Source organism: Actinoplanes sp. NPDC051633 (genome assembly GCF_040681735.1).
Taxonomy (GTDB): domain Bacteria; phylum Actinomycetota; class Actinomycetes; order Mycobacteriales; family Micromonosporaceae; genus Actinoplanes.
The window spans coordinates 1-12,761 of record NZ_JBFAZH010000088.1 but is presented as its reverse complement, the minus strand read 5'-3'; the positions used below and the strand labels follow the sequence as shown (position 1 = coordinate 12,761).

Sequence of the window (12,761 nt, the reverse complement as noted above, 5' to 3'; positions counted from 1 at the left end):
GCTTTCGACATATCGCCCCGGTGTGGGCCGCCCTGCTGACCGGGAGCGCCGCGTCCCGGGGCCGCGGAACTCCCGGCGACGAGATCCGAGACGCCACGGTGCGGGTCTCCAACCTGTGGTTCGGCGACGCCGAGGAGCGTCAGCGGTTCCACCTCGAGGTCTATGTGGCACCCGAGGCGGCCGGCCAACGGATCGCTGACGCCCTCGCCGCGGGCGGGACCGTCGTCGACGACAGCAACGCGCCATCGCTCACCGTGATCGCCGACCAGGACGGCAACAGGGGAGTCGTGTGCGTCGACGCGGCCGCCGCGAAGCAGGACTGAATCGTCAGGGGCAGACCGCTTTCGACCCATCCGCGGAACCGCGAGCGTGGCCCGCACGTCCCAGGGGGATGCGGACCGGTCGAGTTCTTGCGGTAGTCGTCTTGGCGGCCCTGCCGGGCCTGTTGTCCGCCTGCAACGACGCTGCCAGGCCCGAGGCGGATGCGCCCGCTTCGAGTGCACCACCGGCCGCCGAGCCGAGTGCGTCGGCGTCGTCGTCGGCGGCGAGCGTGCCGGGGGATCCCGCTCTCTGGGTGGTCGGGCCGAACGAGAAACTCCAGCAGTCGTCGACGTCGTTCCTTGCCGTTGTCTGGCGGGAGGGCTGCAACGGCGGGCGGACCGGCCAGGTGCTGGCGCCGATCATCCGGAAGACGGAGTCGGAGATTGTCGTGACGTTCTCCGTGACGCCGAAGCAGACCGGGGCGGCGACGTGCCCCGGCAACAACGAGGTCACCTACGAGGTTGATCTCGGTGAGCCGCTCGGTGTCCGGGCGCTCGTCGACGGTCAATGCGTGGGCAACGAGAGCAAGCCCGGGTTCTGCAGGGAAGGTTCCGTCCGCTTCAAGCCTTGATCATCAAGGCGGGCTGCTCCCGAGTCGCACCCCGCGTGCGCCGCCCTCGGCAACCGTGCCGCACGATTCGATGGGCATGAGGATGTCGCGGCGGTTTGTTGCCACGGCCGCCGTGCTGCTTCTGGCCGGCGGTTCGTACGGCTGTGCGTCCCGGACGCTGGCGGCACCGGTCGTGCCGGCCGAGGAGCCAACGCCGGTCAGCACGGTCATCGTCAGCGAGGGCCGGCCGGCCCTGGAGTCCGCGCGGCTGCCCGGCAGGGGCGACGGCCGGCTGCGGATCATGCCGCTGGGCGACTCGATCACGTACGGCCTGGGCGACCCGGACCTGGGCTCTTATCGCGACGAGCTGGGCCGCAAGCTGGCGGCGGCCGGCGTCGAGGTCGACTTCGTGGGCTCGATGCGGAGCGGCCCGGCCGGCACCGACCGCGACAACGAGGGCCACATCGGCTGGCGGATCGACCAGATCGCGGCTCGCGCCGACCACTGGATGGCCACCTACCGCCCCCAGGTCGTGCTGCTGCACATCGGCACCAACGACATGCGCACCGACGAGAAGGCGACCGGGGCCGCCGGCCGGCTCTCCGAGCTGATCGACCAGCTCCTCGCCGACGGCCCCGAGGTGCACGTCGTGGTCGCCCGGATCGTCGGCTCCGACAAGGCCGACTACCAGCGGCGGATCGACGCCTACAACGCGGCGATCCCGGACCTGGTCGCGACCAAGGGCGGTCGGGTGCACCTGGCCGACCAGCACGCGATCGAAGGCGACCAGCTCGGCGACCCCGTGCACCCGAACAAGAAGGGCTACCGGGCGATGGCGGGCAACTGGTTCGACGTGCTCGATCCCTCCTGAGGGGGAGACGGTTCGCACCGGCGCGGGAGGTTCGCCGCCGCCGAGATCCATAACGTCGGACGCATGACGACGCTCGCCCCCGCGAAGGCCGGCAGTACGGCCACCAGGACGGCCGGCCGGACCTGGACGATCTGCCGGCCCTGGTTCTGGCCGCTGGGCTGGGGCGGCGCCTACCTCGGCTGGGTGCTGGCCGGCCACGGCCTGATCCCGCCGGCCATCGACGGGCTGCTGCTCGCCCTGCTGCTCGGCCCGCTGGTCTGGACGGCAGTGCTGGCCCAGAACGACCTGCACGATCTGCCCACCGACCGGCTCAACCCGCGCAAGGCCAACTCCCCGCTGGTCACCGGTGCTCTCACGCCGGCCACCCTGCGGGGCCTGTATCGGGGGAGCACCGCCGCCACTCTCGTCGTGGCGGCGGTGCTGGGGCCGTCGTTCCTGCTCGGCGCGCTGATCGTGCTGGGGCTGGGCTGGGCGTACAGCGCGCCGCCGCTGCGGCTCAAGTCACGGCCCGGCGCCGATGTGGTGGTGAACGCGCTGGTGGTCGGCGTGCTGGCCCCGCTCGCCGGGTGGGCGCTGCAGCGGCCGGCCGGGGACTACCCGCTGGTCATGGTGGTGCTCGGCGCGATGCTGGCGGCCGCGCTGTATCTGCCCACGACGGTGCTCGACGTGGACGCGGACCGGGCGGCCGGATACCGCACGACCGCGGTGTGCTGGCGGCCCGAACGGTGCTACCGGGCTGGGCTCGCCCTGTGGACCGCGGCCACCGCGCTGTGGCTGGCCGTCTGCGAGCTGGGGGTGCTGGTCGAGCGGACGGGCTGGACGCTGCAGTGGCTGGCGGCGCCGGTGGTCGTGGGCGCGTACGCGATCCTGGCACGCACCCCGACCATCCCGCGCCTGGCCGTCGTCGCCGCGGTCTTCGCCCTCCCCGCGGCCGATTTCCTGATCGCCCTGATCAGCTGACCGCGAAGATCCGGGCCTGTCCGCCGGAGCCCTGCTCGTAGGGGATCAGGCCGACCACGACGGTGGCCCCCTTCGGCGGCAGGCGGTCCACATTGGCCAGGTTCTCCAGGCCGTAGCGATCGGCGCCGGTGAGGATCACGTGCGTCTCGAAGGTTTCCGAGACGCCCGGGTCGATGCTCAGCGTGTCCACGCCCAGCGACCGGATCTTCCGCCGGCGCAGCAGCCACTCGGTCGCCTCGGGGTCGAAGCCCGGGAAGTGCAGCACACCGGCGGCGTCGGCGCCCCGGTACGCGGCCGGATCGCCGGCCTTCGCGGCCCACCCGGAATTCATGATCACGGCCGCGCCCGGGGGGATCCGGCCGTGCCGGCGCTCGTAGGTCCGCAGGTCGTCGACGGTGACCGTCGTGTCGGGGTTCCGCGCCGCCCGGGATCTGATGTCCACGACGACCGCGGGGGTGATCAGCTCGGACAGGCGCAGGTCGGTGGACAGGCGGCCACCCGGGGTGAAGTGCCCCGGCGCGTCGACGTGCGTGCCGGTGTGCTCGATGATCCGCCACTCCTGCATGTAGTAACCGTCGTCCTCGATGGTCACGTAGGTGCGGCGGGTGGGTGCCTCATCGGGCTCGAAGGCGGGGAACGAGGTCGTGAAGGGGTGGGTGAGGTCGGTCAGCCGGCCGCCGCGGAAGGACGGCGTCCGCTCCGCGGCCGAAGCCGGGGCGTCGAGGGCGGCGGTGGTGGCGACGGCGGCCGCCCCGAACAGGGCCGCACGCCGGGTGAGCTGCGAACACTTCTCGGTGCACATGGCGTCGAGCATCGCAGAGCGGGCCGCTACCGTGAAGCCATGATCCCACGTTTCGCCGGCATCGTGCCCGCCGTGGTCGTCCGCTGCTCGGGCAGCAAGGACGTCGTCGAGGCGGTCGGCCGTGGGCTTCCGATCGCCGTGCGCGGCGGCGGTCACTCGTTCGCCGGCCGATCGAGCACCACCGGCGTCCTCATCGACACCGCGCCGCTGGACCACATCGAGGTCCGCGGCGATCTCGTCGCGATCGGCGGCGGCGCTCGGCTGGGCTCGATCTACGACCGGCTCGCGGCCGTCGGCCGCACGATCCCGGCCGGTTGCGGGCCCACGGTCGGGATCGCCGGCCTCACCCTCGGTGGTGGGCTGGGCGTTCTCGGGCGGCGGTACGGGCTGACCTGCGATTCGCTGCGGTCCGCGACCGTGGTCCTGGCCGACGGCCGCGAGCTGGTCTGCGACGACGAGCGCCACCCGGATCTCTTCTGGCTGCTGCGCGGCGGCGGCGCGCCGGGCGTGGTGACCGAGCTGGTGTTCGCGACCCTGCCCGAGCCGGAGTCGACCGGTTTCCTCTACCGCTTCCCGCCGGGCAGCGCCGCCGAGGTTCTCGCCGCGTGGCAGCGGCACGCGCCCGCCGCGCCGGAGACCCTCGCCGCCAGCCTCGTGCTGTCGACGGCCGCCGACCTCGCCCGGCCGCCGGCGGTGACCGTCTTCGGCGCGACCGGCGACGTCGGGCCGCTCGAGGACCTGCTGGCGGCGATCGGGGTCGCCCCGGCCGAGGGGACGCGGCGGCCCGGCCGGCTGCGCGCGGTGAAGGCGTGGCTGGCCGGGGTGGATCCGCACGACGGACCTGAGCCGGCGGGCGGGCACACGTACCTGCGGTCGGAGTACTTCCGCTCGCCGGTGCCCGCGGAGGAGCTGGTGGCCCGGTTGGGCGCGGACCGGCGGCCGGGGGAGTCGCGGGAGCTGGACTTCTCGCCGTGGGGCGGCGCGTACTGCCGGGTGCCGGCCGAGGCGACCGCCTTCCCGCACCGGGACGCCGCCTTTCTGCTCAAGCACGCGGCGACGGTCGACCCCCGCACAGCCCCGGAGAACCTGTGGCTCGATGAGTCCTTCGCGATCACCCGGCCGCACGGGACCGGTGGCACCTATCCCAACTTCCCCGAACCGGGTCTTCCCGACACCGCGTACTTTCTGAGCAACGTCGACCGGGTCCGGGCCGTTCGCGCGCACTATGATCCCGAGGGCGTGTTCACGCCGCGCTGATCGCTCGTGGGCGCGTATTATCGGGAAACTGTTATCGAGCGTCTCGGGTGCCGCCACCAGCGGAAACGTCGACTTCAGGCACATTTAAGAAAGAGGCGCCGGAAAAGCGTTATCGACGTGACCGCCGACCGCTACCAGGGCCCGGCGAACGGGCGACTCATAATTCTTTCTTGTCGGCTTGCCTCGATATCCGAGGCGTCCTGATACTCCTTCCCGTCACGTCCCGGGTGGAGGGAATTAGGGAATGCCGAGGAAGAGAACCAGGGTGGTGCTGGCCGCTTCGGTGGCCGGTGTGCTGACGGCCAGCGGCGTCGTGGTGATGAACGCCGACGCGGCCGTCGACGCCACGCCGGCGAACGCGGTGCAGGCGGAGGCGTACGCGGCGCAGTCCGGCGTGCGGACCGAGGGGACGAACGACAGCGGCGGCGGGCTCAACGCCGCCTACCTTGGCAACGGCGACTGGATGCGGTTCGACGACGTCACGGTGGGCGCGACGGTGTCGGCGCGGATCTCGTCGAACGAACCCGCCGGAGGGTCGATCGAGCTGCGCGCCGGGACTCCCACCGGCACGCTGCTAGCGACGATCCCCGTGGCTAGGACCGGCGGCTGGCAGACCTGGGCCACCCGGACCGCGCCCGTGACCGGCGCTCCCGCCGGGAAGCAGTCGGTGGTCGCGCTGCTGAAGAGCGGCCAGAGGTCGGACTTCGTCAACATCAACTGGTTCGTCTTCGACGCCACGGCGGCGCCACCGCCGGCACCCCCGTCGGCGACGCCGGCCGGCGACGGCACGCACTCCGGGCCCGGCTGGGTCCCGATCGACCAGGCCGACTGGGCACGGCAGCTCGCCGCCTACCGCGCCACCAAGGCCGGTCCGGTGAACAACCACGACGTCGGTGAGTTCCACGCCGCATGCGAGATCAGCCACTCGGACCGCGTGGACCCGCTGGTCTTCCCGAACATGCCGGGCGCCTCGCACATGCACAACTTCTTCGGCAACGAGAGCACCGACGAGAACAGCACCATCGAATCCCTCGAGGGCAACAAGGCCAGCTCGTGTGCGCCGGCGGCGGATCTGTCCGCGTACTGGGTGCCCGAGGTGCAGGTCGGCCGGACCGCCGACAAGGACGGCACGCAGGTGCCGTACCAGCGGTTCACCGTCTACTACGGCGCCGGCAGCGCCAAGGCGTCGGACCTCGTGCCCTTCCCGCAGGGGTTCCGGATGATCACCGGCAGCGCCAAGCTGGACAACACCAGCGCGGGCAACCCGATGGGCGACTTCTTCTGCGGGTCGGCGACCATCGAGGAGGCCAGGAGCAACACGCCGCCGTGGCCGGTCTGCGGCGGCACCGACCCGACGATGGTCTTCCACCTGCGCTTCCCGCAGTGCTGGGACGGCAAGAACCTCGACAGCCCCGACCACAAGTCGCATGTGAGCTTCACCTGCAACGCCGAGTTCCCGGTGCGGCTGCCGGCGCTGCTGTTCGAGATCGGCTACAGCACGAAGGGCGTGAACGCCGCGAACCTGTCCCTGTCGTCCGGGAACCCGTCGTCGATGCACGGTGACTTCATGAACGCCTGGGAGCCGCAGGCGCTCTACGACCGGATGAAGACCTGCCTCACCCAGGGCGCGAAGTGCAAGCCGGACGTGCCCCACGTCGAATGACCCGTCCCCACCGGCGATGGTCCTCACTTCCCCGGTGAGGGCCATTGCGCTATCCTGCAGACCAGTTGCAAAATGCAAGCGGTTGGAGGGGTGATGGGCAAGCTGATCTGCACCGAGATCATGTCGCTGGACGGGTACATCAACGACCAGGACGGCAAGTTCGACTGGAGTGCGCCCGATGCCGAGGTGCACCAGTTCGTCAACGACATCGAGCGGCCGATCGGCACCTATCTCCTGGGGCGCCGGCTCTACGAGGTGATGAAGTACTGGGAGACCGCGCACCTGCAGGAGGACGTCTCGCCGGTCGAGCTGGATTTCGCGCGCCTCTGGCAGGCCGCCGACAAGGTCGTGTACTCGTCCACACTGGAGTCGGTGGACAGTGAACGCACCCGGATCGAACGCAGCTTCGACCCCGACGCGATCCGCACCCTCAAGGAGGGCTCGGACCGCGACCTCAGCATCGGCGGGCCCGGGTTGTCCGGGCACGCCTACCGCGCCGGGCTGATCGACGAGGTCCGCCTCTTCCTCTCACCGGTGATCATCGGTGGCGGCACGCGGGGGTTGCCGGACCGGGCCCGGCTCGACCTGTCACTGGCCGAGGAGCGCCGGTTCGGCAACGGCGTGGTTTACCTGCGGTACGAGGTCACGCGCAGCTGATCCGGGCTTCGGCCCAGTCGGCGTGGTCGAAGTTCTTGCCGTCGCCCCCGTCGGTGACCCGCAACGTCAGCACCCGCACACCGGTGACGTCCGCGGTCACCGGGCGGGCCGGGTCGGCGCTGCGGACCACTCCGGTGCTCGCGAGCACCCGGCCGTCGTCGGCGACGACCTCGAACGCCACCGAGCCGGGCTGGGTCACCTCGTCGTCGACACCGGTCACCGCCGAGAACCCGGTGCACGCCCCGCCGAGCCAGATCCGCACCTCCGCGGGGGCGTGCGTGCCGAGGCCCTTCGCGTACTCCTGGCCTCTGATCGTCAGGGTCCCGCCGTCGCCGCCGGACTGCTCACCGTTGGACCGGTCGCGCTCGATCGGGCCGAACCCGTTGCTCTCGGCCAGGAACGGCAGGTCGCTCACGAACGCGTCACCGGTCGGGTCCGGCGGCGGCACCAGCGCGTGGACCGCCTGCTCGACGTGCACCCGCTCGCCTCGGTAGGTGTAGGTGGCGACGATCGGCAGGTCGACAGCGCCGGTCGGCACGGCGGCCGGCGCGGTCAGCCGCCAGGTGCCGTGCAGCGACTCGCCGCCGCGCAGCCGGTCGCGGCGGACCGTGGCGCCCTCGACGGCCCAGCCGGCCGGGGGCTGCGGCGCCAGCGTCACGTCGGTGATCGGGCCGCCCGCCGGCAGGGTGAAGGTGGCCTCGACCTCGATGGTCTGTCCCGGGCGGACATCCGCCGACGCCGGCTCGATCGTCAGCGCGGTGGCCGGCACCGGCCTGATCGGACGGTCGCAGGTGGCCGAGCCGGTGTAGGGGCACAGCGCCGTCACGAACCCGCCGTTCGTGGCCACGGGCACGGTCAGCGTGTCGGTGCTCCGGACGATGCGGCTCTCCCGGACCAGGCCGTGGTCGCCGTCGCGGAGGGTCTCGGCGAGCCAGCGCCCGCTGCTCAGGAAGTCCAGGCCCAGCCGTTCGACGACCGCGGGGGTCGCCGTGATCCCACCGAGCCACCAGCGATTGCCGTCGCGGCGGGCCACGACGGTCTCGCGACCGGGTTCGCCGGACAGCAGCCGGGTCTCGTCCCACACCGCCGGGATCTGGTTGAGCGTCCGCAGCGCCTCGGGATGCGCCTCGTAGGTCTCCGGCCGGTCGGCCAGGTGCTGCCAGCCCGACTCGTAGACCACCGCGAGCGCGACCTCGTGCGCGTCGGTGGTGTCGCGGTCCTCCACCACGAAGGTCACCGGCGTGTAATCCATGCCGCCGGTCACGTTCCGGGTGTACGGGAAGATCGTGTTGGTCGCGGCACGGGTGCGGAACTGCTCGGCGCCGCGGACCGCCTCGAGCGTCATCACGTGCGGCCAGGTGCGCTGGATGCCCCGCGGGATCGTGGCGCCGTGGAAGTTCACCATCAGCTTCTGCGCCGCGGTGGCCGGCAGGATCTGGTCGTACCACTGAAATCTGGCCCGGCTGTCCGAGTCCATGAAGTCGATCTTCAGCCCGGCCACGCCCCACGACTTCACCAGTGGCAGCGTCGTGTCGCGCTCCTGCTGCGTGTCGAAGGCCGACCAGTGGAACCAGAGGATCACGTCGACTCCGCGGGCCCGGGCGTAGCGCACCACGTCGGGTACCCAGGACGCGTTCCAGCCCTCGTCGATCAGCACGAACGGCCAGCCGTTGCGCGCGGCGAAGTCGATGTACTGCCGTTGCCGCACCGGGTCGGCCGGGCTCGAGTGCTCGGAGAGCCAGGACCACGCGACCACGCCGGGGCGCACCCAGGAGGTGTCATCGAGCCGCGAGGGCGGTGCGAGGTCGTCGGTGAGGGTCGAGGCGGTGACGGTGGCCAGGTCGCCGATGACGGCGACCCGCCACGGCGTGGTGATCACCGCGGGGACGTGCGGGTCGGCCAGCTCGATCCGGTACGCGCCACCGCCCGCATGCGTCAGCCGTCCGCCGGAGTACCGGCCGTCCACGTCGGACTCCGACAGCAACGCGTACGTGTCACCGACCCGGAACAGCGACGGGAAGCCGTAGTCGGCGACCGGCGCGGCCCCGGCCGTCGTCTCGATGCGGGTCTCCTCGTAGTTCGGCGAATACGGCAGCAGCCACGCGGGCGCGCCTGCCGGGATCGCGTACGACGATGCCTCGCCGGTGACCGTGCCGGCCTCCGGCAGCACGTACCGGTAGGCGGCGCCCTCGTCGGAGACCCGGACCACGACGTCCAGCCTCTTCTGGTTCGCCACGAAGCTGAAGGTGGCCTCGCGCAACGTGGTGCTCCGCCGGAGCTGCTTGCCGGTGGTCATCGTGTACTGCTCGCGGAGCGTCCGCCCGGTCTCGGACACGAAGGCCAGGCCGCTGCTCAGATCGGCCTCCGCCGTGGTCAGGCCGATCGGCGCCGCGGGCAGCACCGAGCGACCGGCGGCGTCCACCCCGAACGACAGCCGGCCGTCCTCCAAGGTCAGCCGTGCGGTGATCGGCGAGCCGGCCGGCCCGGGGACGCTCCACACGTCAACCGGGCCGGCGGCGGGCGCCGCATGAGCGGCGAGGACAAGGGCGGCGGAGAGCAGAACGTGCACGACACCTCCAACGATGATCGTCGATGGTATCGCGCACGCCTACCTCAGTATTGCCCGGCGGTGTTGCACTTGGCCTTCTGCACCACGCAGTTCTTCACCCGCTGACCGAGTGCCAGGTCGTCCCACGCCATGAACGAGTCGCCGTGCATCGACGAGGCCATCCCGGACGCCAGCCGGAAGCCGGCGCTGCTGCCGGAGGTCGGGTAGGCGATCAGGAACGAGACCGACGGGATCGCGACCGGGGTGACCCCGCCGCACCTGCCGGTGCCGTCCATCCACCCGACGTGCGACTTGTGGTCCGGGCTGTCCAGGTGCACGCCGTCCCAGCAGTCCTGGAAGAGCAGGTGGAACATCAGGATGGCGGTCGGCGCGCAGATCGGCCAGTTGCCGTCCGCGCTGCGGCCGATCTGGCCGCCCGGCCCGGCGCAGTAGAACTCGCCCGGCGCCCCGTTGCCCGGCGTCGGCGCCTGCCGTTTGGCGTCGCCGACGATCATCCGGAAGCCGTGCGGGAACGGTACGGTCGGCGCCGGGTCGGCCAGCCGCGAGCCGTAGTAGACGACCACTCCGCTGGGCTCGATCGCCCGGTCGCCCTGGTAGAGCGTGGGGATCCAGTACGCGGACAGATCCTGGGCCGGTCCGCAGGTGGTGTTCGTGTTGCGTAGCAGGGTGTCGGTCGTGGTGGCCGCGTTGGTGCCCTGGTTGCCGAAGAAGCTGTGCATGTGCGAGGCGCCCGGCATGTTCGGGAAGACGATCGGGTCGTCCGGCCGCGAGTGGCTGTAGGTACAGGTGGCGTTGAACTCCGACACGCGGACCGCGTTCGGCGGCACCTGCCGCAGCGGGATCGCCTGGAACTGGGCGAGCTGGCGGCTCCACGCGGCCTGGTCCATCGTGACCCAGCCCGCGCCGGTCTCCGGCTGCCCGTCGCCGAACGAGAACCAGTTGATGTTGACGAAGTCGCCGCCGGTGCTGTTGCGCATGACGGCGTAGACGGTCTGGACGCCGGTCGGGTGGGTGCCGACGCTCTTGGTCAGCGTCGACCACGCCTGCCAGCCGCCGGTCGAGGCGATCGCGAAGCTGGTGAGCAGCGTGCCGGTCGGGGAGCCGACGCGCAGCTCGACGGCGCCGGAGCCGGTGGCGGTGGCCGACGCGACGCGAGCCTTGACCTCCAGGGCGCCGGCCGCGCCGAGGTCGACGGCGTCGTAGCGCATCCAGTCGCCGGAGGAGAGGTAGGCGACGTTCTGGCCACCGCCGCTGTCGGCGGTGGACTCGACCTGGGCGCCGGACTGTGCCGCGTACGCCTCGGCCTGGATCTTGACGGTTGCTGCCTGCGCGGGAGCCGCGCCGGCGACGACGAGGGACAGGCCGGCGACGAGGACGGCGATCAGGAACGGGGATCTTCTCATCTAGCACCTCCGCTGGGAACGGGTGTCGATGAGTATCAATCCGAGGAAGCGCTTTCCGGGCATCAATGCACGTTGATTGCCTGTATCTGAACAATCGTCGTCATCGATGGTGAAGCGGTTACCCGGGCGAAAGCCTTCAGGACGGGCGGGCGCTGCCGATCAGAGACCCGATCAGGGAGGTTTTGATGCGGGTACGCGTACTCGGCCGGCTCGACGTCGCCGGCGCCGACGGCACCAGCCTGCCCGCGGGCGCGCTGCCCCGGCGCGCCCGGCAGGTGCTCAGCGTGCTGGCCGCCCGGTACGACCGGATCCAGTCCAAGGACGCCCTGGCCGACGCGGTCTGGGGTCGTGAGCTGCCCGGCAACCACGTGGCCGCGCTCGAGCACTACGTGTCGGTGATCCGCCGCCGCCTCCAGCCCGACAGCACCGCCGCCACCCAGTTCATCGTCACCCGCTCCGGCGGCTACCTCTTCGACACCTCGCGCGCCTGGCTGGACCTGGCCGACCTGCACCAGCGGATCAAGGCCCTGGACGACCTGCCGACCGGCGACCCGGACCGCCTGCGCACCCAGCAGGAGATCCTGGCGCTGGCCCACGACCCGCCGTTCGCCGAGGACCCGTACGCGGACTGGGCCGAGCAGGCGCGCGCCGAGGTGCGGGCCGCCTCGGTGAATGCCACGCTCGAGATCGCGGGCACGGTCCTGCCGAACGACCCGGCACGGGCGCTGCGGCTCGCCCTGGCGGCGATCGAGCTGGACCCGTTCCTGGAGATCGCCTACCAGACCGGGATGGCCGCGGCCACGGCACTCGGCCGGCCGGACGACGCACTGCGCCTCTACGAGCGGTGCCGTAAGGCGCTCGACGACGAGCTCGGCGTTGCCCCCTCGGCCAAGACCGTCGAGCTGCAGCGCAGCGTGCTGCTCAGCCGGTCGGCCCCGATTCCCGCGCCGGCCCCGGCCGCGTCGGCCCGCGTGCCCGCCAGGGCGACGCGGGAGCCCCGGCGGCGGTTCCTCGGCCGGCGCGCCGAGATCGACCTGCTGCTCTGCGACGATCCGGCGCCGCTGGTGCACCTGGTCGGCCCGAGCGGCGCCGGGAAGACCGCGTTGCTGACCGAGGCGCGCCGCCTCGCCCCGGACCGGTTCGGCGTCGGCCACGGCCCGTCGTCGGCCGGCACCCTGCGCCTCACCTGGCTGCACAGCGCGCTGGCCGACCTCGGCGTCTCCGGCGCGGTGCCGGCCACCGTCGAGGCGGCGATGGCGGAGCAGCGCCCGCTGCGCCGCGACGAGCTCGCCGCGATCGTCGACGTGCTGTGCGGGCCGGAGCCGCTGCTGCTGGCGGTGGTCGACGCCGAGTCGCTGGACGAGACGAGCGTGGCCGAGCTGGCCTGGCTCGGCCGGCACTGCGCGATGTTGCGGGTGGTGCTCACCTATCGGTATCCGTCGCAGATCAAGGGACGCCCGATCGCCGGGCTCGGCAGCCCGCTGGTGCTGCGGCTGGGCCCGATCCCGGCGGCGGAGCTGACGGCCGAGCTTGCCGAGCGCACGGGCGGCATCGCGGCGCTCGTCGCGGTCGCCGACCGTGGCCCGGAGGTGACCGGTGCGGTCGCCATGCAGGTGGCCCGCACCCGCACCGGGTGGATGCCGGAGCCGAGCTGGGAGCTGCTGAGGCTGACCGCGGCGCTCGGCCCGCTCGGCGTCGAGGAGCTGAC

Annotated in this window: 11 protein-coding genes; 8 read left to right on the top strand and 3 right to left on the bottom strand. The window is 72.0% G+C overall.

All coding sequences use genetic code 11. The features are described from left to right. From AB0M20_RS08060 to AB0M20_RS08045, 4 genes are all read left to right on the top strand, one after another. A partial coding sequence (locus AB0M20_RS08060) for a VOC family protein (RefSeq protein WP_364295628.1) occupies positions 1 to 323 on the top strand: 323 nt, incomplete at its 5' end. Positions 324 to 424: 101 nt separating this feature from the next. Beyond that, the gene (locus AB0M20_RS08055; protein ID WP_364295625.1) at positions 425 to 892 is read left to right on the top strand and encodes a hypothetical protein; all 468 of its coding nucleotides are present in this window, start codon (positions 425 to 427) and stop codon (positions 890 to 892) included. Between the two features lie 76 nt (positions 893 to 968). Next, positions 969 to 1,742 carry an SGNH/GDSL hydrolase family protein gene (locus tag AB0M20_RS08050; protein WP_364295622.1) on the top strand — a complete coding sequence of 258 codons (774 nt, stop codon included), beginning with the start codon at positions 969 to 971 and terminating at the stop codon, positions 1,740 to 1,742. Positions 1,743 to 1,805: 63 nt separating this feature from the next. After that, a complete protein-coding gene (locus AB0M20_RS08045; protein ID WP_364295619.1) occupies positions 1,806 to 2,702 on the top strand; it encodes a UbiA family prenyltransferase in 897 nt (298 codons plus the stop codon). On the opposite strand, the gene AB0M20_RS08040 is transcribed toward AB0M20_RS08045, so the two are convergent. After that, positions 2,695 to 3,504, bottom strand: coding sequence for a cyclase family protein (locus tag AB0M20_RS08040; RefSeq protein ID WP_364295616.1), 810 nt, complete (start codon positions 3,502 to 3,504; stop codon positions 2,695 to 2,697). The genes AB0M20_RS08045 and AB0M20_RS08040 overlap by 8 nt on opposite strands. Positions 3,505 to 3,543: 39 nt before the next feature. Between AB0M20_RS08040 and AB0M20_RS08035 the strand changes: the two genes are divergently transcribed. The 3 genes from AB0M20_RS08035 (at position 3,544) to AB0M20_RS08025 (ending at position 7,081) form a co-directional block, all read left to right on the top strand. After that, positions 3,544 to 4,761 carry an FAD-binding oxidoreductase gene (locus AB0M20_RS08035; protein WP_364295613.1) on the top strand — a complete coding sequence of 406 codons (1,218 nt, stop codon included), beginning with the start codon at positions 3,544 to 3,546 and terminating at the stop codon, positions 4,759 to 4,761. A 244-nt stretch (positions 4,762 to 5,005) separates the two neighbouring features. After that, entirely contained in the window at positions 5,006 to 6,424 is a 1,419-nt protein-coding gene (locus AB0M20_RS08030; RefSeq protein WP_364295610.1) for a DUF1996 domain-containing protein, read from the top strand. A 93-nt stretch (positions 6,425 to 6,517) separates the two neighbouring features. Next, the gene (locus tag AB0M20_RS08025) at positions 6,518 to 7,081 is read left to right on the top strand and encodes a dihydrofolate reductase family protein (protein WP_364295607.1); all 564 of its coding nucleotides are present in this window, start codon (positions 6,518 to 6,520) and stop codon (positions 7,079 to 7,081) included. Here AB0M20_RS08025 and AB0M20_RS08020 read toward each other — a convergent pair. Together AB0M20_RS08020 and AB0M20_RS08015 are read right to left on the bottom strand one after the other, a co-directional pair. Further along, on the bottom strand, positions 7,068 to 9,650 hold the full coding sequence (locus tag AB0M20_RS08020) for a glycoside hydrolase family 97 catalytic domain-containing protein (protein ID WP_364295604.1): 2,583 nt from the start codon (positions 9,648 to 9,650) through the stop codon (positions 7,068 to 7,070). The genes AB0M20_RS08025 and AB0M20_RS08020 overlap by 14 nt on opposite strands. A 44-nt stretch (positions 9,651 to 9,694) precedes the next feature. Continuing rightward, on the bottom strand, positions 9,695 to 11,053 hold the full coding sequence (locus AB0M20_RS08015; protein WP_364295601.1) for a DUF1996 domain-containing protein: 1,359 nt from the start codon (positions 11,051 to 11,053) through the stop codon (positions 9,695 to 9,697). 185 nt (positions 11,054 to 11,238) lie between these two features. Between AB0M20_RS08015 and AB0M20_RS08010 the strand changes: the two genes are divergently transcribed. Continuing rightward, on the top strand, positions 11,239 to 12,761 hold a 1,523-nt coding region (locus AB0M20_RS08010), incomplete at its 3' end, for a BTAD domain-containing putative transcriptional regulator (protein ID WP_364295598.1).